Source organism: Sphingobium sp. CECT 9361 (assembly GCF_918741285.1).
Lineage (GTDB): Bacteria > Pseudomonadota > Alphaproteobacteria > Sphingomonadales > Sphingomonadaceae > Sphingobium.
Window position 1 is genome coordinate 14,143 of the sequence record NZ_CAKKNC010000026.1, and the last position, 23,184, is coordinate 37,326.

The window sequence follows — 23,184 nt, forward strand, 5'->3', positions numbered from 1 at the left end:
CAAAGAGTATTGCCGATATAATACACCTTGCGCGACCCCGCGCAAGTCCGGTCAGATAATCCGTTCCGCCTCCATTGCCCATGTCGCTACGTTCACCATCGGACGGACGCGCGCGTGGAGCCTGTCCGCGGCGCTGGCAAGACGGTCGATCGCAAGCATCAGTTGCGCAGGCGGCAAGGTGAAAGGCAGGCGCACGAACCGCTCGAACGCGCCATCTATGCCAAAGCGCGGCCCCGGCACGATGCGCAGACCGTGCGCCTGCGCCATCGCTGCCAGCGCCGATGCTTCCGCACGGGGCATTTCGACCCAGAGGTTCAGCCCACCGGCAGGCACCGGAACGCGCCAGTCAGGCAAGCGGTCGGTCAGGGCCGCCACCAGCCGGTCGCGCGCATCGCGCAGCTCCGCGCGGCGCGCCCCGTCAATCTCAACGCTGCCTTCCAGCAGGGCGGCAACGGCAAGCTGTTCGACCACGGGCGTTGCCATATCGACGGTCGCGCGGATGCGGCCCAGCGCGGCAATCGTCTGTTCGTCCGCGCGAATCCAGCCGATACGCAGCCCGCCCCAATAACGTTTGCTGGCCGAGCCGATGCTGATGACCGTCCCGTCCGTATCGAAGGTCGCGACCGGCACGACGGCACCGCCCGCCCCCTGCCCGAACAGATCCGAATCGAGCGCAATGTCCGCCATCGTTTCATCGATGACCAGCGGCGTGCGGGTGCGCGACGCGGCGTCCACCAATCTGCGCCGGGTGTCGCTGTCCATGTGGCGGCCGGTCGGGTTGTGATAATCGGCAATGATATAGGCGAAGCGCGGTGCGGTCTGCCGCATGGCGGCGTCCATCGCCTCCATGTCCCAGCCCTGTGCAGGCAAACTGACCGGCACGGCGCGACAATTGTTGCGGGCGATGGCGGACAGCGCGTTGTGATAGGTGGGGTGATCCACGACGATGCGATCCCCCGGCCCCGTCAGCAAGCGCAGGATCAGCATCAGCGCATGTTGCGCACCGCTGGTGACGAGAATCTGGTCGGGCCGAGTGGGACAGCCGCGACGGGCATAGTCCGCCGCTATGGCTTCGCGCAGACGCGGGATGCCTGACGCTTCATAACCAAGCCCCGAAAGCCAGGCGGGTAGCTGCGTGAGCGCAGCCTCATACGCCTGCCACACCCCCGCCGGCGCAGGCAGCGCAGCGGCGGTCCAGTCGATCATGCCATCCTGATCGACATCCGATTCGATATCCGTCGCAGCCGCACGGCCACCAGGAACGCGCGTGACGGTCCCCGATCCCTGCCGACTGAGCAAATAGCCTTCGTCGCGCAACTGGTTGAACGCGGCGGCGACGGTCGTGCGGCTGATGCCCAGCGCCAGCGCCAGTTCCCGCTCGCCCGGCACGCGGATGCCCAGCGGAATGCGCCCGTCCATCACAAGGAGTTTCAGCGCGCGAGCAAGCTGCCGATAGGCCGGATCGCCCGCACCCTCGCTACGCCATTGCCCCAGATGCCGCATGAGGGACGCTGCGCCGAGCGCGGATTGGCTAAAAGCGGATTGAAGTGCCATGAGGCCAAATATGCATAAGTGGCCCTAACATTCAATGCCACATTGGCTCATTGGTCCGGGCATGATGATGCCACACCGCCTGTTTCAACTGTTCTGGGGCCTATGCCTCTATGGTTTTTCGATGGCTTTGATGCTGCGTGCCAATCTCGGGCTCGACCCGTGGGACGTGTTGCATCAGGGAATTGCGCCATCGCTGGGCCTCACTTTCGGCATGACCGTTAATCTGGTCGGGCTGGTCGTGCTGCTGCTGTGGATACCCTTGCGACAGAGGCCGGGCGTCGGCACCGTCCTTAACATCGTCGTCATCGGGACGGCGGTCGACCTGTCGCTAATGATCCTGCCGACGCCGGAAGGCTATGCGGCGCGCTTCGCTTTTCTGATCGGCGGTATCGTGCTGAACGGCATCGCTGGGGGCGCGTATATCGGCGCGGGGCTTGGGCCGGGGCCGCGTGACGGGCTGATGACCGGACTATGCGCGCGGACTGGCTGGCCAGTGAAGATCGTGCGGACCGCCATCGAACTTGCGGTGCTGACCATCGGATGGATGATGGGCGGAACCGTCGGTGTGGGCACCGTCCTCTATGCAGTCAGCATCGGGTGGGTGGTGCACCATGCCCTCCCCGCCCTTCAGATCAAACCGCGCAAAGAGCCTGCCGCCCCTTGATCGCCGTTCTCATGTAAAGATCAGCTACCGTTCGGGCCGGGGCCGGAGCGTGTACCCGGCGCGCCGCCTGCGCCCACCGCACCGATATTGCCGAAGATTTCGTCGAACAGGCTGCGATTGCGGCCAAGCGTCGGAGTCTTGTCACCGCTGGGCGAAATGCGCGCGATCTGATCCAGCCCGGTGCGATCCACCGCGACGACATTGCCCGCAGGATCGAAGCGCACGCGCAGCACTGTCTGTTCGACAGGGCGGGGCGACGCGAACGCAAGCTGCCGCATTTCGCGCGAGACATAATACCAGTCGGCCTGCCCGAACTGCGCGGTAAAGGTCGGACGACCCAGCGTCGCTTCCACCGATGCGCGATTGTCGATACCCGGCTGCACCGAATCGACGAGCAGCTTGTCGACCTGATACCCCTGATGCGTGCGGATGCGCGTGCATCCCGAAGCGCCCAGCACCAATGCCAGCGCGCCGACAACCATCGGGACTCGGCCCAGATAACGTGCAGGACCGGGGCGAGTATCGCGCATGAAATTCTCCTGGCGGCAACGTGCCGCGAAACATCACATAAATTGGCAAGGACATTGCCACCGTTTGGCCATTGCATTGCGTGGCCGCGCAATCAATATGGAATTGCACGGCGGCAGACAAGGCCGCTGCGGCAGGCGACCGGCTTTGGTTGCCGATATGACCCGGTTTCACTCCTTTCGTCTGGCCAATATCCTTCATGTCCTTTCTCGATCGCCTCTTCCCATCGCTGTTCAACCGCGACGATCCGCGTAGCCAGATGGCACCGCTCTATACCGCCATCGTCGCGCGCGGACGGGAGCCGCACTGGTATGCGCAGGGGCAGGTTCCCGATACGCTGGACGGTCGGTTCGACATGATCGCCGCGATTTTATGCGCGGTCCTGCTGCGGCTGGAAGGCGAAGACGCCGCGCGGCAGCAGAGCGTGTGGCTGACCGAAGTGTTCATTAACGACATGGACGGGCAATTGCGGCAAATCGGCATCGGCGACATGATCGTGGGCAAGCATATCGGCAAGATGATGGCGGCGCTGGGCGGGCGCCTCACCGCCTATCGCGAAGGCTTGGCCGAGGGTGGTGATCTTGAAGGCGCGCTGGTGCGCAACCTCTATCGCGGCGAATCGCCTGCGCCCGATGCGCTGGCGCATGTCGCGCAGACCATGCGCGCGCTATGGGTGAAGCTGGCCACCACCCCCACCCCTGCCATCCTTGCCGGGGAGCTACCGCAATGAGCCTGCCGCCGCCTGAATTTTCGCGTGTCATCCGCCTCGATCAGGCTGTCAGCAACGCGGCGGGCGCACATATCGTCGCCACGCCGCAGGAATGCGCCGCGCTGGCAAAGCGATTCGGCTTTGCCTCGGTGGACCGGCTGGATGCGGACTATACGCTGGCCGACGAGCATGGCAGCCCGATCGCGCGCGGCGTGCTGCGGTCCGCCCTGTCGCAATTCTGCGTGGCGACCGCTGAGCCAGTGGCGGAAAAGATCAACACGCCCTTCGTCATCCGCTTCGAACGCGAAGGCGAAGTGCCGCAAGACGAAGAGTTCGAGCTGAGCGCCGACGAATGCGACACGCATTTCTATGACGGTACCACCATAGATATCGGCGAAGCCGTGGCGCAGACGCTGGCGCTATCGGTCGAACCTTATCCCCGCGCGCCCGATGCCGACGAATGGCTGCGCAAGCGCGGCGTGCTGACCGAGGATCAGGCCGGACCGTTCGCTGCGCTGGCGGCCCTCAAGGCAAAGAAAGACTGAAGCCGCCGCAATATCCATCGCTCGACAGTCCAGTGCAGCGCGACGGCCACTGCCACGGCGACAATGGCGGACAGAACGAACGCCATCTCCGGCGACAGCGCAGGCAGGCGATTAAGCACGCGCATGACGACCGACAATAAAGGCTGGTGGATCAGGTAAATGAGGTAGGACGCCCCGCCCAGCAGCTTCCACAATGCCGGGAACGGCAAAGTCCAATGCTCCTCCGCTTTCGCAAGTCCGTAGATCAGCACAGCCGATGCGACGAGATAGCCCACGTCGCCCAGCGCGCCCAGCACCGACACCGAATGGTCGGTGTGATGGCCCAAAATCCACTCCATCATGCCAAGCCCAAAGAGCAATCCCCCGCCCAGCAAGACCCATAGCCACGGCGGCGCGACCGAGGGTCGCGCCAGCATCGCAGCGGTCATTATCCCCAGCCCGAAACCCAGGTTGAGCGAACTCGCCACCACCGACCATGCGCCCAGCCCGTTCTGATCGGGCGGCCAGACCAACCCCAGCGCAAAGCTGACCACGATCCACAAAAGCAGGGCCGCAAACGCCCGCCGCCCCAGCCAGATTGCCAGCGCGAACAGCGCGTAAAACATGATCTCATGCCGCAACGTCCACGATATCGACAGGATCGCATCGCCATGCGGCAACAGCAGCAGATCGCTGACGACGCCCGCCGGAGACAGTGCCCGCTCACCCCCCAGCCCCGGCGCCACCAGAAAAGCCGCAAGCATGGCAAAGGAAATCATCCAGAACATCGGATAGATGCGGATGAACCGGCGAATGGCAAAGCGCCCCAGCGCACCCGGATGGCCGATGTCCCGCCGATGCACATGGAAAATGATGAAGCCGCTCAATACGAAGAAATAAGGGACGCCGACATGGCCGGGGCGGAAGATATCGTCGAACACCACGACACCCCGGAAATTGGCGACGATGCTGGTCAGGTGATACAACAGCACCGCCAACGCCGCGAAAAAGCGCCCCGCCTCCAGCGTCAGCAGCTTGCCGCCCGTCCCTTTCGCCGACGCTTCGATATTCACCCCATGCGTCTCCCGCCCCGGTTCTGGTAAACGCAACTGACACAGGCGCTTATTTTAGTCTATCGGCATGACGCAAGGAAGTGGAGCAAGACTATGGTGCCGCCCGATGGGCCAACGACCGCCGCCACGGCAGGGCAGCCCGCCTTGGCGGAACCGCGCGTAGCGGTCGTCATCCTCAACTGGTGCCGCCCAGTCGAAACCATGGCCTGCCTGCGCAGCGTCATGCGCCTTGACCATGGCAATATCGACGTAGTGGTGTGCGACAATGCGTCGGGCGACGGATCGCTGGAAAGCATTCTGGCCGACGCGGCGGAAGCCCTGCCCGGCATCAATGCGGCGCGGCAGGCACGCGGCTTTGCACCCTTCGCGCTTCAGCAGACGCCCTCATACGAGAATGCCGCGTCAGGCCAGCGGCTCACCATCGTCCCTACGGGCCGCAACGGCGGCTATGCGTTCGGCAACAATGTCGGCATCCGCATTGCCCTGCAAGACCCGCGCATCGAACATGTCTGGGTCCTCAACAACGATACGCAAGTCGATCCCGCGTCGCTGTCGCATCTGGTCACACTGATGACGCAGCGCCCGGATGTCGGCATCTGCGGCGCGAAGGTGCTCTATGCGTCTGAAAACAGCAGGGTGCAGACGCTGGGCGGCGGACATTTCATGCCTTGGCGCGGGCGCAGTATCCAGATCGGCGAAGGGCTGGCGGCAGATGCACCGGTCGATGCTGCCAATGTGGAAGCACAACTGAGCTATGTAAACGGTGCCGCCGCCTTCGTCCGTCGCGCAGTGATCGATAAGGTCGGCTACATGAACGAAGGCTATTTCCTCTATTGGGAGGAAATCGACTGGGCCATGCGGATGCGGACGCACGGCCAATATCGCCTCGGTTTCTGTCCAGACGCCCGCGTCTATCATCAGGTCGGCAGTTCCACCGGATCGAGCGACCATGACATCCCATCGCTCGGATCGACATATTGGATGACGCGCAGCAAGTTCCGTTTTCTGCACCTGCATCGTCCACTAACGTTGCTGACTGCCTATCCGTTGCTTTTCAGAACCGTGCTGAGGGAAATGCGCGCCGGTCGCGGTCCGCGTGGCCGGATCATGCTACGCGCCGCCTTCGGCCTTTCGATGCCGTCCAACTAACGTCCCTTTTTCCGTCAACGCTGCCGAGGTTTATGTCGATCAAGAAATCGCTGATGTGGATGGGGGGCGCGCAGATCCTGTCGCTGGTCCTGCAATTCGCTTCGACCATCGTCCTCGCGCGCTATCTCTCGCTGCACGATGCGGGCATCTATGCCGTCGCGCTGGCGCTGGTGGCGGTGCTGGCGCTGGTCCAGCATCTGGGACTGCAGGCGCTGATCGTGCGCGAGGAAGTGCTGACCCCCGAAATCTCGACGACGGCGTTCACCATCAACGCGCTCATATCGCTGGCGCTTGCCGGGGTCATCGGCGCCATCGCGACTTTCGGCGGTGCGTATCTGGGCGATCCGGGGGTGCAGCGGGCCTTGTCCGTGCTAGCCATCACGCCGCTGTTTCAGATTTTCATCTTCCTGCCAGCCGCCACGCTGGAACGGCATGGCCAGTTCAAGGAAATCGCGCTGGTCGGCACGGCGGCCACCGTCTGCGGCACCATCGCCACCATCGTCTTCGTGCTGCTCGGCTACAGCTATATGAGCGTCCCTTATGCGCAATGGGTGAACGGCGGCGTCAATGCCGTGCTGATGACCATCGTGGGCTTTCACCATGTCAGCTTCCGCATCGGCTTTCGCGCGTGGCGGCGGATCGGCGATTTCGGGCTGCAGATGCTGGCCGTCTCCGGGATCAATTCGCTGTCGACCCGATTGTCCGACATCATATTGGCCCGCACTTTGGGGCTGTCGGCGCTGGGTCTCTACAGCCGCGCAAGTAGCCTCAACGGCATGATCTGGACCAACGTGCATCTGCTCATCGGCCGCGTGATGCTGGTGGATTACGCCGTTCTCTACCGCAGCGGCACGTCGCTGCGCAGCCGCTATCTGCAGACGGTGGAGATCGTGACCGCGCTGTTGTGGCCGCTGTTCATCGGCTTTGCCGTCATCGCCAAGCCGTTCATCTTCACGGTGTACGGCGAACGCTGGGTCGGCGCAGCGGTGCCGCTGGCGCTTATCATGCTCGGCTCGGCGATACAGGTTGCGATCACCATGACGTGGGAGCTGTTCGCCGCGACCGGCCAGTTGCGCACCCAGACGCGCATTGAGTTCATCCGCAGCGGCGTGGCGCTGGGCGCGTTCGCAATAGGCTGCATGATCAGCATAGAGGCAGCAGCAGCGGCGCGGGTGATCGACGCGATCTTCGCGCTCATCCTCTATCGCCCGCATCTCAACCGCATGACCGATACGCAGCTTGCCGACTTTCACGGCATTTATGGGCGCAGCTTGCTGCTGACGCTGCTCGCCTGCGGCCCTGCGGGCGCGCTGAGCATCGCTTATGGCTTTGCCGCCGACATACCGCCTTTATATCTTGGCGCGGCCATCGCTGTCGGCATCGGCTTATGGGGTGGCGGTCTTCTGGTGTTGCGACACCCGATGCTCACCGAACTGCGCAGACGGCCCAAGACACCTGCCGCGTCCTGACGGGCATAGGGGCCGTGCCGCAATGACGAGGAGGCAAGCCTATGTCTTCGGCCTCTGATCTCGGTCGCTATCTGTATCTGTATCTGGATCGGTCATGGTCAGTGGGGTGTAGTGATCCGCGCCATAAATGCGGCGATGCCGGATGCTGACAACCGCCATCACGCGCTGCATTACTGTTCCCTGATCGGTGGAGACAGCTTCGAACCATAATTTCTCGAACTGGAATACCCGGAACAGCGGCCCGTCTCTCAGCCGCGCCACGATCAGCATCATCAGGAACACCGCATTGGGCTCCAGCAACAGCGACGGGCTGATGACACCGAACGCCGCGCAGGTGAACGCCGTCAACTGCACCCCTCGGAATCCCGACCCGTCATGCCGCCCAAGCGACGGGACCATGCACAGATAGGTTGCCGCGATGAACACCAGCAGGCCGGGAATGCCGAACAGGATCAGCGGGCCCAATATCCCCAGATCGGAGGGATAGAGCGGCAGATACTCGCGGGTTTTGAAGAATATCTGCTGCGCATCGAAATTATTGGCGATGCCGACCCCCAGAAACCAGTGGTCCTTGATGACTCGCATCGCCACTTCATATTCGAGCGACCGGGCAAAGCCCGAACCGTCCGACGACATCTGCGCAAACGGGTTCCAGCCGGGGACGAGCAGACCCAGCATCACCAATCCGCAAATAATCATGACGATGGAAAACAGCAGCACGCGGGTCGCCATGCCGAACAGCCTGATCGACGACAGGCCCAGCACCAGCATGAATATGACGCCGTATGTGCGCGATCCGCTCAGCACGAGAGCATAAAAGGCGACGACGAAGATGATCGCGCGTACCACGATTGGTATCGACTTGTTCGTGACGCTGTAGAACGCGACGAAAGCCGCGAACACCGTGGCCAGGTACAGCCGCGCGCCACGAGCGAAATCCCCGTCCTTGATCGCCCGGTTATCGCCAAGCGATCCACTCAGGATGCGGTCATAACCCACAACATAGGTAAATATATAGATCACGCATATCCAGAACAGGATCTTCGCAATCGTGTTGATCGAGACACCACTTTTATACAGCGGTAGAAAACTTAGGAACGGTAGATAGAATAAAAGAGAATTAAAGTTATAGGACTCATCCGCCATTACGCAAAATCGGACATGTTCCACTATCAGGAATATCAGTATTATTATCGCTGAACCCACAACCGATGGGCGAATACGTGACAGCGGCAGTATCAGATAGAAGAGGAAAACCGCCGCCTGTATCCAATAGCCGACATAGGTTGCCGCAGGCCAGAACAGGTCGAATATCATCGCCGACTGAATGACGATGGCACTCAGCAACGCCGTGATCATGATGTTGTTGAACAGCGGCGACCGGCGCCACCGATGCCTGCGTCTGATGATCACCAACATTGCGCGGTCTTCATCATGGAGCGCAAGCAGGGCAGGATCGAAACTCCCCGCCAAGGCGGTCTGATAAATGGTCTGGCGGCCATCTCTTCTGTGCAAAGGGCCACCGATATCTCGGCGTCATATGCGCGACTTAGCAGCAATCGCCCAATGCACAAATGGCTGGCGTCAAAATGCGGTAAACTGATCGCCGAATATTTTCACGTGTCGACTTATTTGCTCCGGCTGGCGCACCCCACCAAAGCATAGCGCGCTTCGACCTGTCCAAAGTGGAGATACTGTCGTACCCTGCGCCAACGAACGCGGCATATGCCGAAATCACTTTTTACGTATCGACTTATTTACGCCCGCCCTATGATGACATGGACCATGAAATGCGAAAAAAGCAGGTGCGCAAAGTGGCGCTGATCGGTCTGGCCGCCGCTGCGGGCATCGCGCTGCTGTCCCTCGGTCTGGCAACGACACCCATCGATTTTTCGACGGCGCCGCCTGAAGAGGCCAGCGACATCATCGGCGATGGGGCAGCGCCGCCGTCCGATCTTGCACCGGTCGCGATCCCACGCCCCCAGCCGCTTGGCACCTTCGCGTCCCGCTCTGCCCTGCTGGCGCCCGACGCTGCAGTGACCGATGTGTCCGGGAAAGCAGGCAAGCGATCAGCGGTGCGGCTCACGACACGAGGGGCAACGGTTTACACCATTGCGCCAAAGGAGGCTCTGGCCACCCCCGTCGATATACGCCGCGGTTTCGTCATCCTGCCGTTCCGGCCAATCTCATATGTCGAACATGCGCTGCGCTGGTCGCTGCAGTTCCACTCCGCAGGCACGCCCGCTTCGCCGACCGGCAATTATCACGAGATGGACGCGGCGCGGGACGGGCCAAGCGCGCTACGCAGCGTGCTGACATCACAGGCGAAGAACGCCGCGCCCGGTCGCTGGCAGAATTTCGGCGTCAGCGCGAACGATCTCTACAAGGTCGGCACCGGCGCGGATCTGGCGCATATCAGCTTCGTCCGCCTGATCGTGCGTGGCGGCGCGGAGCCAATGGTCATCGAACTTGGCAACCCCTATTTCCAGCCCTCGGCGCTCGACAAGGCCAAGGCGATGATCAGTTTCGACGACGGCTATGCCAGCGTCGTAACCAATGCCATGCCGCTGTTCGAAGCCAAGGGGTTTCGCGGCATGTACAATCTGGGCGCGCTGCAGAATACGCTGGGCACGCCCGGCCATCTCGACCTTTCGCAACTGAAGCAGCTGCGCAAGGCCGGATGGCAATGGATGCAGCAAGCCTACTCCACTGAAGAAATCGCGCCCTATGTCTTGATGACGCCCGCGCAACGCGACGCCGACATGCGCAAGCAGGTGCAATTTGCGAAGGACAACGATCTGGGCGATCCCGGCTTCGGTTCCTATTTCAGCCAGGTCAATCAGGCGCAACTGGATGTATTCCCGATGTTCGCGCGCAACCAGCGCGCAACCCGTGCCTACTTCACGGCGCGCGGCGTCGATGCGCCGGACTATCCCATACTTTACGGCGAAAATTACCCGTTCATCGACCCGTATCTGGTCAAATCGCTCGCGGGCGATGTCCCCACCGCCAACTTTGCGCGGCTGACGCAACATGCCGAACAGGCCATCGCGACGAACGGTGTCGCGATATACACATTCCACAATACGCTCGATAACTTGCCTGCGCTGCTCGACTGGCTCGATCAGAACCGCGACCGGATCGACGTTGTGACCGAAGCCGATTTGAACGCGGCAAGTAGAAAGCCCAAGTAGCTACGCTGCCCTTCATTCGAGGACAGGGCAGGTAATATCCATGACACGAACTGCATGATAAGATGTAACCACTAACGACGGAGCATGATCATGGCATATGTCACCACCACCGACGGCGTAGAAATTTTCTTCAAAGACTGGGGGCCAAAAGATGCCCAGCCAGTCATGTTCCATCATGGCTGGCCCTTGTCATCCGACGACTGGGACGCGCAGATGCTGTTCTTTCTGGCGAACGGCCACCGCGTCGTGGCGCATGATCGCCGCGGTCATGGACGCTCGTCGCAGGTAGATACGGGCCATGATATGGATCATTACGCAGCAGATGCTGCGGCGGTCGTGGAGCATCTGGACCTGCGTAACACGGTGCACATCGGCCATTCGACAGGCGGTGGCGAAGTGGCGCGTTATGTGGCCAAGTTCGGAGAGCCACAGGGCCGCGTGGCCAAGGCTGTACTGGTCAGCGCTGTGCCGCCATTGATGGTGCAGACAGAGGCAAATCCCGGCGGCATCCCGATCGCCGTGTTCGATGGCTTTCGCAAAGCGCTTGCCGACAACCGTGCCGGCTTTTTCCTCGATGTCGCGTCCGGTCCGTTCTACGGATTCAACCGTCCGCACGAAACTCCATCGGAAGGCGTTATCCGCAATTGGTGGCGTCAGGGGATGATGGGGAGTGCGCTGGCGCATTATGAAGGCATCAAGGCTTTTTCCGAAACCGATCAGACTGCAGACCTGAAGGCAATTACCGTCCCGACACTCGTAATGCAGGGCGATGACGACCAGATCGTTCCCTATGCCGAAGCGGCGCTGCGCCAGATCGAACTGCTCGCGAACGGCACGTTGAAAATTTACGAAGGCTTTTCGCACGGTATGTTGACCACGCAGGCCGACGTCATCAACCCGGACCTGCTGGCGTTCATCCGCGGCTAAACATGAACCAGGCAGCGGCCAACCCGCCGTCGCTGCCTGGTTCAAGCATATCGCTCCGAGCGGTAAATACGCGACCGTCACGAACCCGTCACTGAACTGGCATCAGGATGTTACATTCCGCGCCCATTGGCGATCGCCATGGCGCGCACAGTTGCATCGGTCGGCCCCGATATTGCGGAGGCATCGGACGGCGCGGAAACGCGCGTGTTGTTGTACCTCAAGGGTTTCGGACCCGGCGGCGTAGAACGCATTGCCTTGCGTCTGGCCGATGGCTTGCGGTCGGCGGGGATCGACATCGCCGTCATAGTCGGCGCAGCGACTGGGCCTATGCAGCCCCCGTCCGGTCATTGCAGTGTCGCGAAGCCCTGGCCGGTCGTTGGAACGCGCCTCCCTATTGTGCGCATTTCGGTGTCGCTCTGGCGGCAAATACGGCATGCCCCGCCAGCGCTGCTATTCTGTCCGGGCAATGCCTATACGGTCGTTGCCGTCCTGTTGAAGCTCCTGCTGGGCAAAGCCTGTCCGCCAATCGTCGCCAAGATCAGCAACGACCTTCAGAGGCGCGATTTGCCCCGTGCGGTCCGTCCGCTCTATCGCCTCTGGCTACGAATTCAGGGACGAACCATCGATCATTTCGCCGTGCTGTCGCGCCCGATGGCCGAGGAAGCGTTGGCTTTCCTGCATGTCCCTTCGCATCGCGTCCATGTCGTACCCAATCCGGTGCTGGACAGCGTGGAGCCTGCGTCGGAACGCCCCCGGCACCGCTTAGAGGTTTCTGGCAGACGCTTCGTCGCTGTCGGACGGCTGGAGCGGCAGAAGAACTATCCGGCCATGCTGCGCGCCTTCGCCAAGGGCGCACGCAATGGCGATAGCCTGACCATTTTCGGCGAAGGGCGTGAACGCGCTGCGCTGGCCGCGCTGGCGACATCCCTTGGCATAAGCGATCGAGTGGCAATGCCGGGGCATTGCTGCGACGTCCGTACGCAATTGCAGGCGTTTGACGTGTTGCTGCTATCCTCGTCTTATGAAGGCTTGCCCGGAGCCGTGATCGAAGCGCTGTCGGCTGGTCTGGGGATCATCGCTACGCGATGCTGCGCAAGCATATCCGACCTGCTCGGACAGGGCGCGTTGGGCAGCCTTGTGGATTGCGGCGACGAAGCAGCCTTTGCTGTAGCTATCGAGACGGCCAGCCCCGGCACGCCGGACCGCCAGACCGCCATGCGCAAGGTTCGAGACTGCACCATAGAGGCAGCCGTACCTGCCTATGCCGCACTCTTTGCCGCCGTCATCGCCGAGCGCCAGATGCGCATAGGTAAACCGCGCCACACGCCCCTATTTGTTCCAGCGACCACGAGGCCCGCATGAGCACTGCCGATATCGCCGCAACACGCCGGATAGAGGCAGCACCGCTGATGGATGGAACGACCATCCGGGATTTGTATGTCACGACCCCACTGATGAAGTCCGGCCGAAACTGGACAGCCTGGTTTGGCCCGCTCATCTCGCTCGCTCTGCTTGCGGCGGTGTTCGTGCAACTGGGCAGCGTGGACTTCCCGATGCTGCTTGGACTGGTCCCGCGCACATTCACGTTCTGGGCGGTTTTCGCGCTGACATATAGCCTGACGCCGCTGTTCGACTGGTTCATTTTCAATCGGCTGTGGTCGATCCCGGCGGGTGGACTTGCCGCACTTTTCCGCAAGCGGCTCAGTAATGAGTTGCTGCTGGGCTATGTAGGGGACGTCTATTTCTACGCATGGGCGCGTCGGCATGTGCGGATGGACGGATCGCCTTTCGGTGCCGTCAAGGACTCCGCGATCCTGTCCGGCGTGATGGGCAATGTCGTGACACTGGCGATGCTGTTTTTTACCTTCCCGCTCTTGTCCTCGCTGCAACTGGCCATCGATGGCCGCACACTCGGCATTTCGCTCGGTATCCTCGTTCTGACGTCGCTGGTGCCGATGCTGCTGGGTCGCCGCATCTTCAGTTTGCCGGCAGCGAAGCAGCGGTTGGTCGCCGCAGTGCATTTCGCCCGGATCGTCGCCAATCTGCTTCTCTATGCGCTGCTCTGGCACCTGATGCTGCCCGATGTCGCCATTAGCTGGTGGGTGATGCTTTCCACGGTGCGCCTCGTACTCTCGCGCCTTCCTCTGGTCCCCAACAAAGACGTGCTGTTCGCCGGGGTGGCGACGTTCCTCGTCGGTCGCGAAGGAGAGATCGCCGAGATCCTCGCACTGCTCGCCAGCCTGCTGTTGGCAACCCATTTGCTGGTAGGCCTGCTGCTGGGCGCTAGCGGCGTCATCCGGCGGAGGATTGCAGCATGATCTCGCCACTCCTTCTTTCCTCCGCGCTGGCGCTGTTGTCCGTTGTCGGCATTCCATCGACGCCAAATCTGGGCAAGGCGGAAGCGCAATGCCGCGCCAACGAAAGCGGACCGGCCTTCCTGATCGACATCGTCGGCCTGAAGGATCGCAAGGGTAAGCTGAAGCTCGAAGTCTATCCCGCGAACGACACCGATTTCCTTCAGGACGACAATATCCTGATCGCGCAGGGCAAGACCTTTCGCCGGGTCGAAGTGCCTGTGCCCAGCAGCAATCCCGTAACGCTTTGCGTCCGCTTGCCCGGCCCGGGACGCTATGCCGTGACCGTTCTTCATGACCGCGACGGCAATCGCAAATTCGGCCTCTCGGTCGACGGCGTCGGCTTCGGCGGCAATCCGAAGCTGGGCCTGAGCAAGCCCAAGGCCATGAAGGCATCGATCGTCGCAGGCGGCAGCCTGACGCGCGAGCGGATCGTAATGAACTATCGCCGGGGTCTGATGTCCTTCGGCCCGACAACGAAGGGGCTGTAGCGGCATGCGCATCGTTGACGTCTGCGCTTTCTATTCCGACCGGGGCGGCGGGGTAAAGACCTACGTCCGGCATAAGATGCTGGCAGGTCCGAAGGAACATCACGAGATCATCATTCTTGCCCCGGCAGCGGAAGCAGGCGTGGAAATCATCAACGACCACGCCCGGATCGAGTTTGTACGCGCACGCCGGTTTCCGCTGGATGGCCGTTACCATTACTTCCACGACGAGCCGGCGCTGCACGCCAAGCTCGACGCGCTACGCCCCGATCTGGTCGAGGCCTCTACGCCTTGGGCCAGCGCCTCGATGGTCGCCAATTGGCGCGGATCTGCGCCGCGCAGCCTCATCATGCATGCCGATCCGCTGGGGAACTATGCCTATCGCTGGTTTCGCGCGCTGGCTCCGCGGCCGGTGATCGACCGTGGTTTCGACTGGTTCTGGCGCCACTTGCGGCGAATGGATGCACGGTTCGACCATATCGTGTGCGCCAGCGACGATCTTGCCGCGCGGCTGATCGCGGGCGGACTGCGCCATGTCGTGACCAATCATATGGGCGTGCAGCCGGGAATCTTCTCACCGGCCCATCGCGATCCCGAATTGCGCCGGAGCCTGCTGGCGTCCTGCGGATTGCCTGAGGAAGGGGTACTGTTGCTGGGTGCAGGACGTCATGCCCCGGAAAAGCGGTGGCCAATGATCATCGACGCAGCCACAGCCAGCGGCTTTGCCAGACCGATAGGACTGGTAATTGCAGGCGACGGTCGGGCGCGGGCCAGCGTGCAACGCGCTGCGGCAGGCAATCCCCATGTTCGCCTGATCGCGCCCATCACCGACCGGGCTGCCTTCGCCAATGTCCTCGCCAGTGCGGATGCCCTTGTCCATGGCAGCGAGTCCGAAACATTCTGCATGATCGCGGCGGAAGCGCGCGCCAGCGGCATTCCCATGTTCCTGCCCGATAGCGGCGCAGCAGCCGATCATCTCGTGCCGGGCGCAGGCTATCATTATGCCGCGGCGGATGGCGTGAGTCTGGTCGACCGGCTCGACCGGTTCGTAACGGATGGACCGGCATCGCATCTTGCCACCGCACGGGCCGCCGCTGCCGGTACGCGGACGATGGACGCGCACTTCGCGGACCTGTTCGCACTATATGCCCTGCACGGTCAGGCCTTGGCAGCATGACAGAGTGGCGTCGGTTCGATGACGCCTATGCAGCGAAAGTTTAACTGCACTGAAGCATAACCGAAACGCTGACGACTCATTGCTCCCTTATGCTCGCGACAAACGGGGGGCCGTCATCATGTACCGACCAATTCGCGCATTGCTTTTCGCCGGGCTTGCTTCGCTTGCTGCAGCGGGATCGACGCAAGGTGGCATACATGCCGCCGCGCGAAGGGAAAATGCGCAATCGATCCCGGCGGACGGCCGCCTGTCGGTGATGACCTACAACGTCAAGGGGCTGCCCTGGCCTGTCACGATGGGACGGGAGGAAGCGCTGGACGCCATCGCCAACCGGTTGGCCATGTTGCGTAAAACCGGGCGCCAACCGCACGTCATTCTGTTGCAGGAGGCCTTCACGCCCGAAGCGATGCGGATCGCGGCGCGCGCAGGCTATGTGCATGTGGCGCAGGGACCGGACGCGATCCAGCTATCCCGCGCGGCGGGCGATCAGGCAGACCGAAGCTATATCGCGCAAGGGCGCTGGGATCGCGGCGAGGGGATCGGCAAGCAACTGGGCAGCGGCCTGCAAATCCTGTCGGACTATCCCATTGCGCGGGTCGATCGCATGGCTTTTCCCGATTTCGCCTGCGCAGGGTTCGATTGTCTGGCGAACAAAGGTGTGCTGATCGCACATCTGCAGGTGCCGGGCTTCGACCAGCCGGTCAGCATCGTCAACACGCACCTGAATGCACGTACTGCCGCCGGTGTGTCGGTCGAGCGAACCTACCGCGCCTTTTCCCGGCAAGTCGATTTGATGACGCAGTTCGTTGCGTCCCATGTTCCCGCAACACAACCGATGATCCTGGGCGGCGACATGAATATTGGCAAAGACGCACGCAGGGCGGAGGCCTTCTTTGCTCGCTTTGCGCGCGCTGGCATGCTCTTCATTACGCCGAACCTGGGGAGTGCGCGCCGCGCACTTGCGCAATCCGCCTGTGCCGATCCGGCGATGCGGCACGACCTGGCCTATTCCAGCGGCAGAGCAAAGGACTGGATGTTCGCCCGTGATGCACGGCAGCAGCCATTGCAGGTCGTGGCGGCACGCGTTCCCTTCGGCTCCGAACCAACGGGCGCGCCCCTTTCCGATCATTTCGGCTATGTCATCGACTACGCACCGCCCAGCCGCACCCATCTTGCCCAACGAACCGAGGCGGGAGAAACGCTGTGAAACGGGGCTACGCGTTGTTTGCGCTGCTAGCATGGGCCACGCAGTCCGCGCAGGCGCAATCCCTTCCACTGGAAGACGGCATTCGCTTCTCGCTGCAACGCCATCCCGGTCTGTCCCCGCGATCGCGCCCGCTCAGCGCCTCCCCCGCCTTTCGCGCGCGCATGGATACGATCGATACGGTGAACGCCGATGACCGCGATCAGGACATCCTGATCGGGGTACAGCGGACTACGCAGCGCTTCTTTGAGGATAGCCGCGCAGCCTCGCTCGACCCCCACGCGCTCTCGCGCAGTCGGATGACGCGTTACATGATCGAGGATCGCTTGCCCGTCGGCGAACAGGCGGTCGTGACCTTCGGGTGGCACGGTATCAAGGTCAGCAATCGCAGCGCCAATGTCACCGTTGGCCCGGAAAGCGACCGCTTGCGGACCCGGGACTGGTTCCTGCCGCGCGCAACTCTTGCCATACAGGCAGGCCGCGATCTGCGTCTCTCGGTCGGCTACGCCGAAAAGCTGCGCGCTTATGGCGACACCGGCACGAACGGACCGATGGGTCTGACGCACGATGCCTATTTGTCACTCCGCCGGACGCTGAAGCCGGAGACGCAGAGCCGGACGCAGGTACGCGGAGACTGGTCCGCTACGTCCGCCATAGATGTGTCGCTTGCCCTGATGAGCGGACGGCTGGACGATCAGTTGAGCTTTGCGGGCCGGGGGGTTTTGCCGATCAGCAGCGGGTCTGCGCGGATCGAAGGGGCAGTGCTGGAGGCGCAGCATAGATTGACGCCGCGCCTTTCATGGTCGGTGCGTTATGGCGACGCCCGCGTTCACATATCGGGCGGCGATATGGTACGCGAACGAAGCCTGTCTGTCGGCTCCAAATGGCACAGCGGCCCGTGGAGCGCGGCAGTATCGTTCGCGCGCAACAGCGCCCCGGCGCTCGTTTCCGGTGATCGCCGGGCGCTGCGGATCGCGGGAGGCATTGATTATGCTCTTGCAGGAATAGGCGGTCGACCCGTTACCCTGTCTTTCCATATGACCGACCCGGATCGTCTGGCGAGCACAAGCTTTGCGCGTGACGATCTGTCCGGCCCGCTCCGTGCGTCCGATCAGGTACGCACCGTGATGGCGAGCGCGCGGTTTGGCTGGTAAATTCGCCGGTTACGGAGGGCGGTCAGGGCTGGTGCTGCTGTGCACCGTCCTCATGCTGGTTTTTGCCCTGTTCGGCCCGGTCGACCATGACGAAGGTCAATATGTCGGTGCCGTGGCGATGATGCGCCATGGCCTGCCCTATCGCGACTTCGCCTATCTCCAGACGCCTTTGCAGCCTCTGCTGTTCGCGCCGTTGGCATGGCTTGCGGAAGGATGGCTCTTCCTCACGCTGCGGGTGACCAACGCGCTGCTGGCGACAGGCGCAACGGCTTGCGTGTGGCTGGCGGCAAAGCGCGCGGGGGCATCGGACCGGGGTGCGGTGATCGCCGCAATTGCCCTGTTTTCCAGCCATGCGCTATTGTTCGCCGGCAGCGTCGCACGCAACGACGCGCTTCCCCTTCTATTGACCACGGCAGGCCTTGCGGCCTTCCTTGACGTCGTGGGCAACAGCCGAAGGCACTGGACGGCGGTGCTGGCGGGCGTGCTGCTGGGCGCGGCAGCGTCAGCGAAGATCAGCTACGGGCTGCCTGCCGCCGCTGTCGGCCTGTTCGCGATGCTGCATTGGCGGAGCCTTGGTGCGAGAGCGGTCTGCGCCCTCGCGGTGGGGGGCGCGCTGGGTGGATTGCCGACCCTATGGCTGGCGCTTCTGGCACCCGATGCTGCGTGGTTCGGGGTCATGGATTACAGCCTGAAGGCGCCCATCGAATGGCGGACTTTGAACGGGCAGGCGTTCATGTTCGACTGGCCGCTGAGCCTCGCTCGGCTCCTGCGCTATCTGGCGCAAGGCTGCGGGCTCATCGCGCTGGTCGCTGTGCTGCTCGTCGCGACACGGCGACGCACGGCCACCGAACGACTGCTCGACATGATGATTGTCGCAGGGCTTTTCGCCGCATGGCTCCCGCGCCCTATCTATGTCCAATATCTTGGACCACTCTTGCCTGCACTGTTCGTTCGCTTTGCTTTGCTGACAGACACCTCCTTCTGGCGCACGCATATCGTCGGGCGCGCGCTGATTGTTGTCGGCGTTATTGCCGGTGTTGCGCAGTCCGTTATCGCGACCGGCCCCAATATCTGGGGGCAGATCAGTCCAGTCCTCGCAATCACCGACGATGCCCACACGCTTAGTGACATAGCCGCTGCTGCCCGCATATCCGGCACCATCGCCACGCTCTCGCCAGAGCGGGCGGTAGACGCCAGTCTTCCAATAGATCGTCGCTTCGTTACCGGGCCTTTCCTGATGCGCACCCGCCATGTCCTGACGGTCGATCAGGCGCGCGCCTTTCACGCGACGACATCGGCTACGCTGGTGGCGGATTTGAATGCCGCGCCGCCCGCCGCCATTCTCGTGGGTGGCGAAGCGCAGGCCAGCTTAGCCTATCCGCACGGGCTGGACGCGCCGCTGGTAGAGTGGGCACAGACCAATCGCTATCGCGCGGTCGCTCTGCCTTCCGGTCTGAGCCGGGTTTTCCTTCGGCCAACCAAAACGGAAGAGTGAGCTTGCGCGTTGCCATGTAAAGGTAGCACTCCCGTCTTATCAGTGCCGTCCCTGTTGCATTTTGAGGTCATGATGCCCCGCCTGTTACCGACCATCGCTAGCTTGCTCCTCACTCTGGCTCCGGTGCACGCGCAGGAGAGTGCCCCCGCGCCAGCCCCGATCACGCTCCGCCTATCCGCTGTCGAAGCGCATCAGGGGGTCGCGTCGGACGGCATCCATGCCTACGCCATCGACAACGACCGGATCGGCAAATATGTCATCGCCACGGGCAAGCGGATCGCCCAGTGGCAAGGCGAACGACGCCTGTTCCCGCACATGAACAGTTGCACCGTTGCGGGCGACGATCTCGTCTGCGCTGCATCCAACTATCCCAAGGTACCGCAAACCAGTGCGGTCGAGATTTTCGATACGCGCACAATGCAGCACAGGCGCACGGTCAGTCTGGGCTTCGGTCCCGGTTCATTGACGGCGCTGGACCGGCATGACGGGAAATGGTGGGCGGTTTACGCCAATTATGCAGGCAAGGGTGGCGAACCCGGCCGGGATTATCGTTATACAGTGTTGGCGCGGCTCAATGATGCATTCCAGCAGGAAGCGGCATGGGCATTCCCCGCCGATGTTCTGGCCCGCTTCGCGCCTTTCAGTTGCTCGGGGCTAAGCTGGAGCAACGACGGTCGCCTATACGCGACGGGCCATGACCGCCCGGAAATGTACGAACTGGCGCTTCCCGCTGCAGGGTCGGAGCTAGAACTGCGCCGTACGATCGGCATAGCTACACCGGGGCAGGCAATCGATTGGGATCCGGTGCAGGCCGGTCGTCTATGGTCCATCGATCGGCAAGCCAGCGCAATGGTTGCAAGCATTATTCCCGATCGCTGATAGTCCGTCGCCAAGCCAATCGACGTTCAACAAAATACCTGAATTTTCTGCAATCGCATGATCGAACTGTCACGGGTCTGTCGCTAAGCGCCCCTATCCGCCCCTCATCCAACGGGGGAATCGCACAATGCAACGCACATTCAAGAAATCTCATACTGCCATTCTGCTTACGTCGCTAAGCGCGCTGGCGTTATCCATGCCCGGCATGGCGGCCGCTCAGGAAACCGCGCCAGCGGCCGCGCCGGATGCGGACGCAGAACCGCAATCGGACATCGTGGTAACCGGCAGCGCGCGCGCCCAGCGCCGCTTCGACGTATCCTATGCAGTCAATTCACTCAGCGTTGACGAAGTCCAGCGGATCGCGCCCAAGAACTTCGCAGACCTGCTCGGCACCGTTCCGGGTATTCAGGTGGAAGCGACCGGCGGCGAAGTGCAGAACATCACCCGCGTACGCGGCATTCCCACCGATCGCGGTTACCTGATTTTCCAGCAGGACGGCCTGCCGCTGTATCACGAAATTGACGGCGTGTTCTTCAACTCCGGCGATGGCATGAACCGCTACGACCTGATGACGGAGCGGGTTGAAATCGTCCGCGGTGGCCCCGCACCCATTTATGCGAGCAGCGCCGCTGCCATCGCCAACAATATCACGGTGACCGGCGGACCGGAATCACGTGGCAAGGCGCAAATCACGCTGGGCGACACCGGGCTGTACAGGCTGGACGCGATGCAGTCCGGGCCGCTTGGCGAGAACACCTATTACGCAGTCGGCGGCTTTCTGCGTCAGCATGACGGGTATCGCGACGCAGGGTTCCCCAACGACAAAGGCGGTCAGATCCGCGCGAACCTGAAGCACGATCTGGACAACGGTTTCGTCAAGGTCACGATGCAGTACACCAACGATCACAACCTGTTCTATCTGCCAATCCCCATCGCCGATCCGCGCAACCCGTCGGTCTCGCTCGATAAGTATATCGACTATCACACCGGCACCATGAACTCGCCGTCGCTTCGCAACGTCAACATCAAATATCGCGATGGCGCAGGTGTGACGCAGGGATTGACCCGCGATCTGGCCGATGGTCGGCACATGCGCTTCTTCAATGCGGGCCTCCAGTATGAAGGCGATTTCGATGGCTGGCTCGTGTCGGCCAAGGGAGGCTTCACCAAGGGCAAGAGCAGCTTCGACGCTTTCTATTCGACCACTAACCCAGTCGATGGCAATGCCTTCATCGCCAGCAATTTGGCCGCAGCTCAGACTGCGTTCGGAACAAGCGTGGCGCGCTTGGGCTATGCCATCGCCGGCACGAACGGCGCGACGGCTTACGATCCCTATTCCGCATCCGGGCTGGTCATGTCCGGCCAGTACCGCGTTTCAGAATCGAAATTCTATTCAGGACAAGCCGATCTGAGTGTTACCCGCAAGTTTGAGACGGGCTTCGGCACGCATGATGTACGCGTCGGCACATATGGATCATTTTACGGCAATACGCTGTTTCAGGTCTATCAGGACATGTTGATCGAAGTACGCAACCGGCCGCGCACGCTGGATCTCGTTGCCTATTCGGGCACGGGTGCTGTTCTTGGATCGGTCACGCAAAATGGCGTGCTTCGCTACACGACCACGCTCAATCAGGGCAAAGCCGACGCAAAGATGATCGCCCTCTACGCCAATGACACCTGGGACGTGACCGACGGGTTGAAGATCGATGGCGGCATCCGCAAGGAATGGTATGATTATGAAGGCTACTCGCTGCTTTCGGGGACCGCCAATCTGGGCGACGCCACCACATTGGCCGACAATAATACCCGCGCCTTCACGGGTGCCATCGTTTCGCGCACTCTAAAGCCTTCTGCAACCAACTGGACGCTTGGTGCCAATTACGACTTTAATGGCAATCTGGGTGCTTACGGACGCATCTCCAATCTGGAAGTACCACCGCAGATGGGCGTGGTGTCCACGCCTGCGCCTACCATCATCAAGACCAAGGCTCGCCAATATGAAATGGGCGTCAAGGCAAGCTACGGTCCGGCCTATGTCTATGTCACGGGATTTTATACGAAGTTTAACCCGTTCAACGCATCGTTCATCGCCTTCAATCCGATAACGGGCCGCAACGATCAATCCGTGCCTTTCATTGGCGAAGCGGTTGTGAAGGGCGTGGAAATCGACGGTAAGATTGCACCGGTTCGCTGGTTCGAACTGGCGGGGTCGGTCACCTATTCCGATGCGCAATATCGCAACCTCCAGAACTCATCGGGAGCCGACCCCAGCGCCGTGAACGGCAACCAGATCATCCGTGAACCAAAATTCTTCGGCAATGTGCGCCCTGCCTTGCGTTTCCCGGTCGGCGGGAGCGAAGTTGAGATCGCGGGTCGTTATGAGTGGGTCGGACGTCGTTATGTCGACCTCTTCAATCTGACAGCGCTGCCCGCCTATCAGACAGTCAGTGCAAGCGCTTCGGTCAGCTATGGCAACTGGCGCTTTCAGGTCGCCGGCGACAACCTGACCAACGCGAAGGGATTGACCGAAGGCAATCCGCGTACCGATCAGCTTGCCGGTCAGGGCGCGAGCGATGCGATCTATGGTCGTCCGGTGTTCGGCCGCAACTTCCGCTTCATCCTTAGCCGGAGCTGGTAAT

At 61.9% G+C, this 23,184-nt stretch carries 20 protein-coding genes; 16 read left to right on the plus strand and 4 right to left on the minus strand.

Annotated features, from left to right (window positions below):
• Positions 1-51 precede the first annotated feature (51 nt).
• On the minus strand, positions 52-1,554 hold the full coding sequence (locus tag LQ220_RS21740) for a PLP-dependent aminotransferase family protein (RefSeq protein ID WP_230190197.1): 1,503 nt from the start codon (positions 1,552-1,554) through the stop codon (positions 52-54).
• A 61-nt stretch (positions 1,555-1,615) separates the two neighbouring features.
• On the opposite strand from LQ220_RS21740, the gene LQ220_RS21745 reads away from it, so the two are divergent.
• Positions 1,616-2,218: a hypothetical protein gene (locus LQ220_RS21745; RefSeq protein WP_230190198.1), complete on the plus strand. Its 603-nt coding sequence runs from the start codon at positions 1,616-1,618 to the stop codon at positions 2,216-2,218.
• Positions 2,219-2,238: 20 nt separating this feature from the next.
• On the opposite strand, the gene bamE is transcribed toward LQ220_RS21745, so the two are convergent.
• Positions 2,239-2,700, minus strand: a complete 462-nt coding sequence (gene bamE / locus LQ220_RS21750) for an outer membrane protein assembly factor BamE (protein WP_230190221.1) — start codon at positions 2,698-2,700, stop codon at positions 2,239-2,241.
• A gap of 245 nt (positions 2,701-2,945) precedes the next feature.
• On the opposite strand from bamE, the gene LQ220_RS21755 reads away from it, so the two are divergent.
• Both LQ220_RS21755 and LQ220_RS21760 read left to right on the plus strand, forming a co-directional pair.
• Complete coding sequence (locus LQ220_RS21755; protein WP_230190199.1) at positions 2,946-3,476, plus strand: ubiquinol-cytochrome C chaperone family protein; 531 nt, start codon at positions 2,946-2,948, stop codon at positions 3,474-3,476.
• Positions 3,473-4,000 carry a YceD family protein gene (locus LQ220_RS21760; protein ID WP_230190200.1) on the plus strand — a complete coding sequence of 176 codons (528 nt, stop codon included), beginning with the start codon at positions 3,473-3,475 and terminating at the stop codon, positions 3,998-4,000. Before LQ220_RS21755 ends, LQ220_RS21760 begins: the two co-directional genes overlap by 4 nt.
• On the opposite strand, the gene LQ220_RS21765 is transcribed toward LQ220_RS21760, so the two are convergent.
• Positions 3,949-5,052 carry an acyltransferase gene (locus LQ220_RS21765; RefSeq protein ID WP_230190201.1) on the minus strand — a complete coding sequence of 368 codons (1,104 nt, stop codon included), beginning with the start codon at positions 5,050-5,052 and terminating at the stop codon, positions 3,949-3,951. The genes LQ220_RS21760 and LQ220_RS21765 overlap by 52 nt on opposite strands.
• A 93-nt stretch (positions 5,053-5,145) precedes the next feature.
• On the opposite strand from LQ220_RS21765, the gene LQ220_RS21770 reads away from it, so the two are divergent.
• Positions 5,146-6,201: a glycosyltransferase family 2 protein gene (locus tag LQ220_RS21770; RefSeq protein WP_230190202.1), complete on the plus strand. Its 1,056-nt coding sequence runs from the start codon at positions 5,146-5,148 to the stop codon at positions 6,199-6,201.
• A gap of 32 nt (positions 6,202-6,233) precedes the next feature.
• On the plus strand, positions 6,234-7,670 hold the full coding sequence (locus LQ220_RS21775) for an oligosaccharide flippase family protein (protein WP_230190203.1): 1,437 nt from the start codon (positions 6,234-6,236) through the stop codon (positions 7,668-7,670).
• A 39-nt stretch (positions 7,671-7,709) separates the two neighbouring features.
• On the opposite strand, the gene LQ220_RS21780 is transcribed toward LQ220_RS21775, so the two are convergent.
• Positions 7,710-9,143, minus strand: a complete 1,434-nt coding sequence (locus tag LQ220_RS21780) for an O-antigen ligase family protein (protein WP_230190204.1) — start codon at positions 9,141-9,143, stop codon at positions 7,710-7,712.
• Between the two features lie 317 nt (positions 9,144-9,460).
• On the opposite strand from LQ220_RS21780, the gene LQ220_RS21785 reads away from it, so the two are divergent.
• The 11 genes from LQ220_RS21785 to LQ220_RS21835 all read left to right on the plus strand — a co-directional run bounded on the left by LQ220_RS21785 (position 9,461) and on the right by LQ220_RS21835 (position 23,183).
• The gene (locus tag LQ220_RS21785) at positions 9,461-10,864 is read left to right on the plus strand and encodes a hypothetical protein (RefSeq protein WP_230190205.1); all 1,404 of its coding nucleotides are present in this window, start codon (positions 9,461-9,463) and stop codon (positions 10,862-10,864) included.
• Between the two features lie 90 nt (positions 10,865-10,954).
• On the plus strand, positions 10,955-11,791 hold the full coding sequence (locus tag LQ220_RS21790; RefSeq protein ID WP_230190206.1) for an alpha/beta hydrolase: 837 nt from the start codon (positions 10,955-10,957) through the stop codon (positions 11,789-11,791).
• A gap of 138 nt (positions 11,792-11,929) precedes the next feature.
• Entirely contained in the window at positions 11,930-13,153 is a 1,224-nt protein-coding gene (locus tag LQ220_RS21795) for a glycosyltransferase (RefSeq protein ID WP_230190207.1), read from the plus strand.
• Positions 13,150-14,109: a hypothetical protein gene (locus LQ220_RS21800; protein ID WP_230190208.1), complete on the plus strand. Its 960-nt coding sequence runs from the start codon at positions 13,150-13,152 to the stop codon at positions 14,107-14,109. The genes LQ220_RS21795 and LQ220_RS21800 overlap by 4 nt, the downstream gene beginning before the upstream one ends.
• Complete coding sequence (locus tag LQ220_RS21805; protein WP_230190209.1) at positions 14,106-14,636, plus strand: DUF2141 domain-containing protein; 531 nt, start codon at positions 14,106-14,108, stop codon at positions 14,634-14,636. The genes LQ220_RS21800 and LQ220_RS21805 overlap by 4 nt, the downstream gene beginning before the upstream one ends.
• Positions 14,637-14,640: 4 nt before the next feature.
• Entirely contained in the window at positions 14,641-15,810 is a 1,170-nt protein-coding gene (locus LQ220_RS21810; protein WP_230190210.1) for a glycosyltransferase, read from the plus strand.
• 118 nt (positions 15,811-15,928) lie between these two features.
• Positions 15,929-17,017 (plus strand): sphingomyelin phosphodiesterase, encoded by a 1,089-nt coding sequence (locus LQ220_RS21815; protein ID WP_230190211.1) that lies wholly within the window; start codon positions 15,929-15,931, stop codon positions 17,015-17,017.
• Entirely contained in the window at positions 17,014-18,168 is a 1,155-nt protein-coding gene (locus LQ220_RS21820) for a TonB-dependent receptor (protein ID WP_230190212.1), read from the plus strand. Before LQ220_RS21815 ends, LQ220_RS21820 begins: the two co-directional genes overlap by 4 nt.
• The gene (locus LQ220_RS21825; protein WP_230190213.1) at positions 18,158-19,663 is read left to right on the plus strand and encodes a glycosyltransferase family 87 protein; all 1,506 of its coding nucleotides are present in this window, start codon (positions 18,158-18,160) and stop codon (positions 19,661-19,663) included. The genes LQ220_RS21820 and LQ220_RS21825 overlap by 11 nt, the downstream gene beginning before the upstream one ends.
• Before the next feature lie 69 nt (positions 19,664-19,732).
• Positions 19,733-20,542, plus strand: a complete 810-nt coding sequence (locus tag LQ220_RS21830) for a hypothetical protein (protein WP_230190214.1) — start codon at positions 19,733-19,735, stop codon at positions 20,540-20,542.
• Positions 20,543-20,669: 127 nt separating this feature from the next.
• Positions 20,670-23,183 carry a TonB-dependent receptor gene (locus LQ220_RS21835; protein WP_230190215.1) on the plus strand — a complete coding sequence of 838 codons (2,514 nt, stop codon included), beginning with the start codon at positions 20,670-20,672 and terminating at the stop codon, positions 23,181-23,183.
• Position 23,184 lies beyond the last annotated feature (1 nt).

What these genes read in the sequence shown, in the direction of transcription:
- LQ220_RS21740 (WP_230190197.1), bottom strand. Translation starts at nt 1,554, where the DNA reads ATGGCACTTCAATCCGCTTTTAGCCAATCCGCGCTCGGCGCAGCGTCC.
- LQ220_RS21745 (WP_230190198.1), top strand. Translation starts at nt 1,616, where the DNA reads ATGATGATGCCACACCGCCTGTTTCAACTGTTCTGGGGCCTATGCCTC.
- bamE (WP_230190221.1), bottom strand. Translation starts at nt 2,700, where the DNA reads ATGGTTGTCGGCGCGCTGGCATTGGTGCTGGGCGCTTCGGGATGCACG.
- LQ220_RS21755 (WP_230190199.1), top strand. Translation starts at nt 2,946, where the DNA reads ATGTCCTTTCTCGATCGCCTCTTCCCATCGCTGTTCAACCGCGACGAT.
- LQ220_RS21760 (WP_230190200.1), top strand. Translation starts at nt 3,473, where the DNA reads ATGAGCCTGCCGCCGCCTGAATTTTCGCGTGTCATCCGCCTCGATCAG.
- LQ220_RS21770 (WP_230190202.1), top strand. Translation starts at nt 5,146, where the DNA reads ATGGTGCCGCCCGATGGGCCAACGACCGCCGCCACGGCAGGGCAGCCC.
- LQ220_RS21775 (WP_230190203.1), top strand. Translation starts at nt 6,234, where the DNA reads ATGTCGATCAAGAAATCGCTGATGTGGATGGGGGGCGCGCAGATCCTG.
- LQ220_RS21785 (WP_230190205.1), top strand. Translation starts at nt 9,461, where the DNA reads ATGCGAAAAAAGCAGGTGCGCAAAGTGGCGCTGATCGGTCTGGCCGCC.
- LQ220_RS21790 (WP_230190206.1), top strand. Translation starts at nt 10,955, where the DNA reads ATGGCATATGTCACCACCACCGACGGCGTAGAAATTTTCTTCAAAGAC.
- LQ220_RS21795 (WP_230190207.1), top strand. Translation starts at nt 11,930, where the DNA reads ATGGCGCGCACAGTTGCATCGGTCGGCCCCGATATTGCGGAGGCATCG.
- LQ220_RS21800 (WP_230190208.1), top strand. Translation starts at nt 13,150, where the DNA reads ATGAGCACTGCCGATATCGCCGCAACACGCCGGATAGAGGCAGCACCG.
- LQ220_RS21805 (WP_230190209.1), top strand. Translation starts at nt 14,106, where the DNA reads ATGATCTCGCCACTCCTTCTTTCCTCCGCGCTGGCGCTGTTGTCCGTT.
- LQ220_RS21810 (WP_230190210.1), top strand. Translation starts at nt 14,641, where the DNA reads ATGCGCATCGTTGACGTCTGCGCTTTCTATTCCGACCGGGGCGGCGGG.
- LQ220_RS21815 (WP_230190211.1), top strand. Translation starts at nt 15,929, where the DNA reads ATGTACCGACCAATTCGCGCATTGCTTTTCGCCGGGCTTGCTTCGCTT.
- LQ220_RS21830 (WP_230190214.1), top strand. Translation starts at nt 19,733, where the DNA reads ATGATGCCCCGCCTGTTACCGACCATCGCTAGCTTGCTCCTCACTCTG.
- LQ220_RS21835 (WP_230190215.1), top strand. Translation starts at nt 20,670, where the DNA reads ATGCAACGCACATTCAAGAAATCTCATACTGCCATTCTGCTTACGTCG.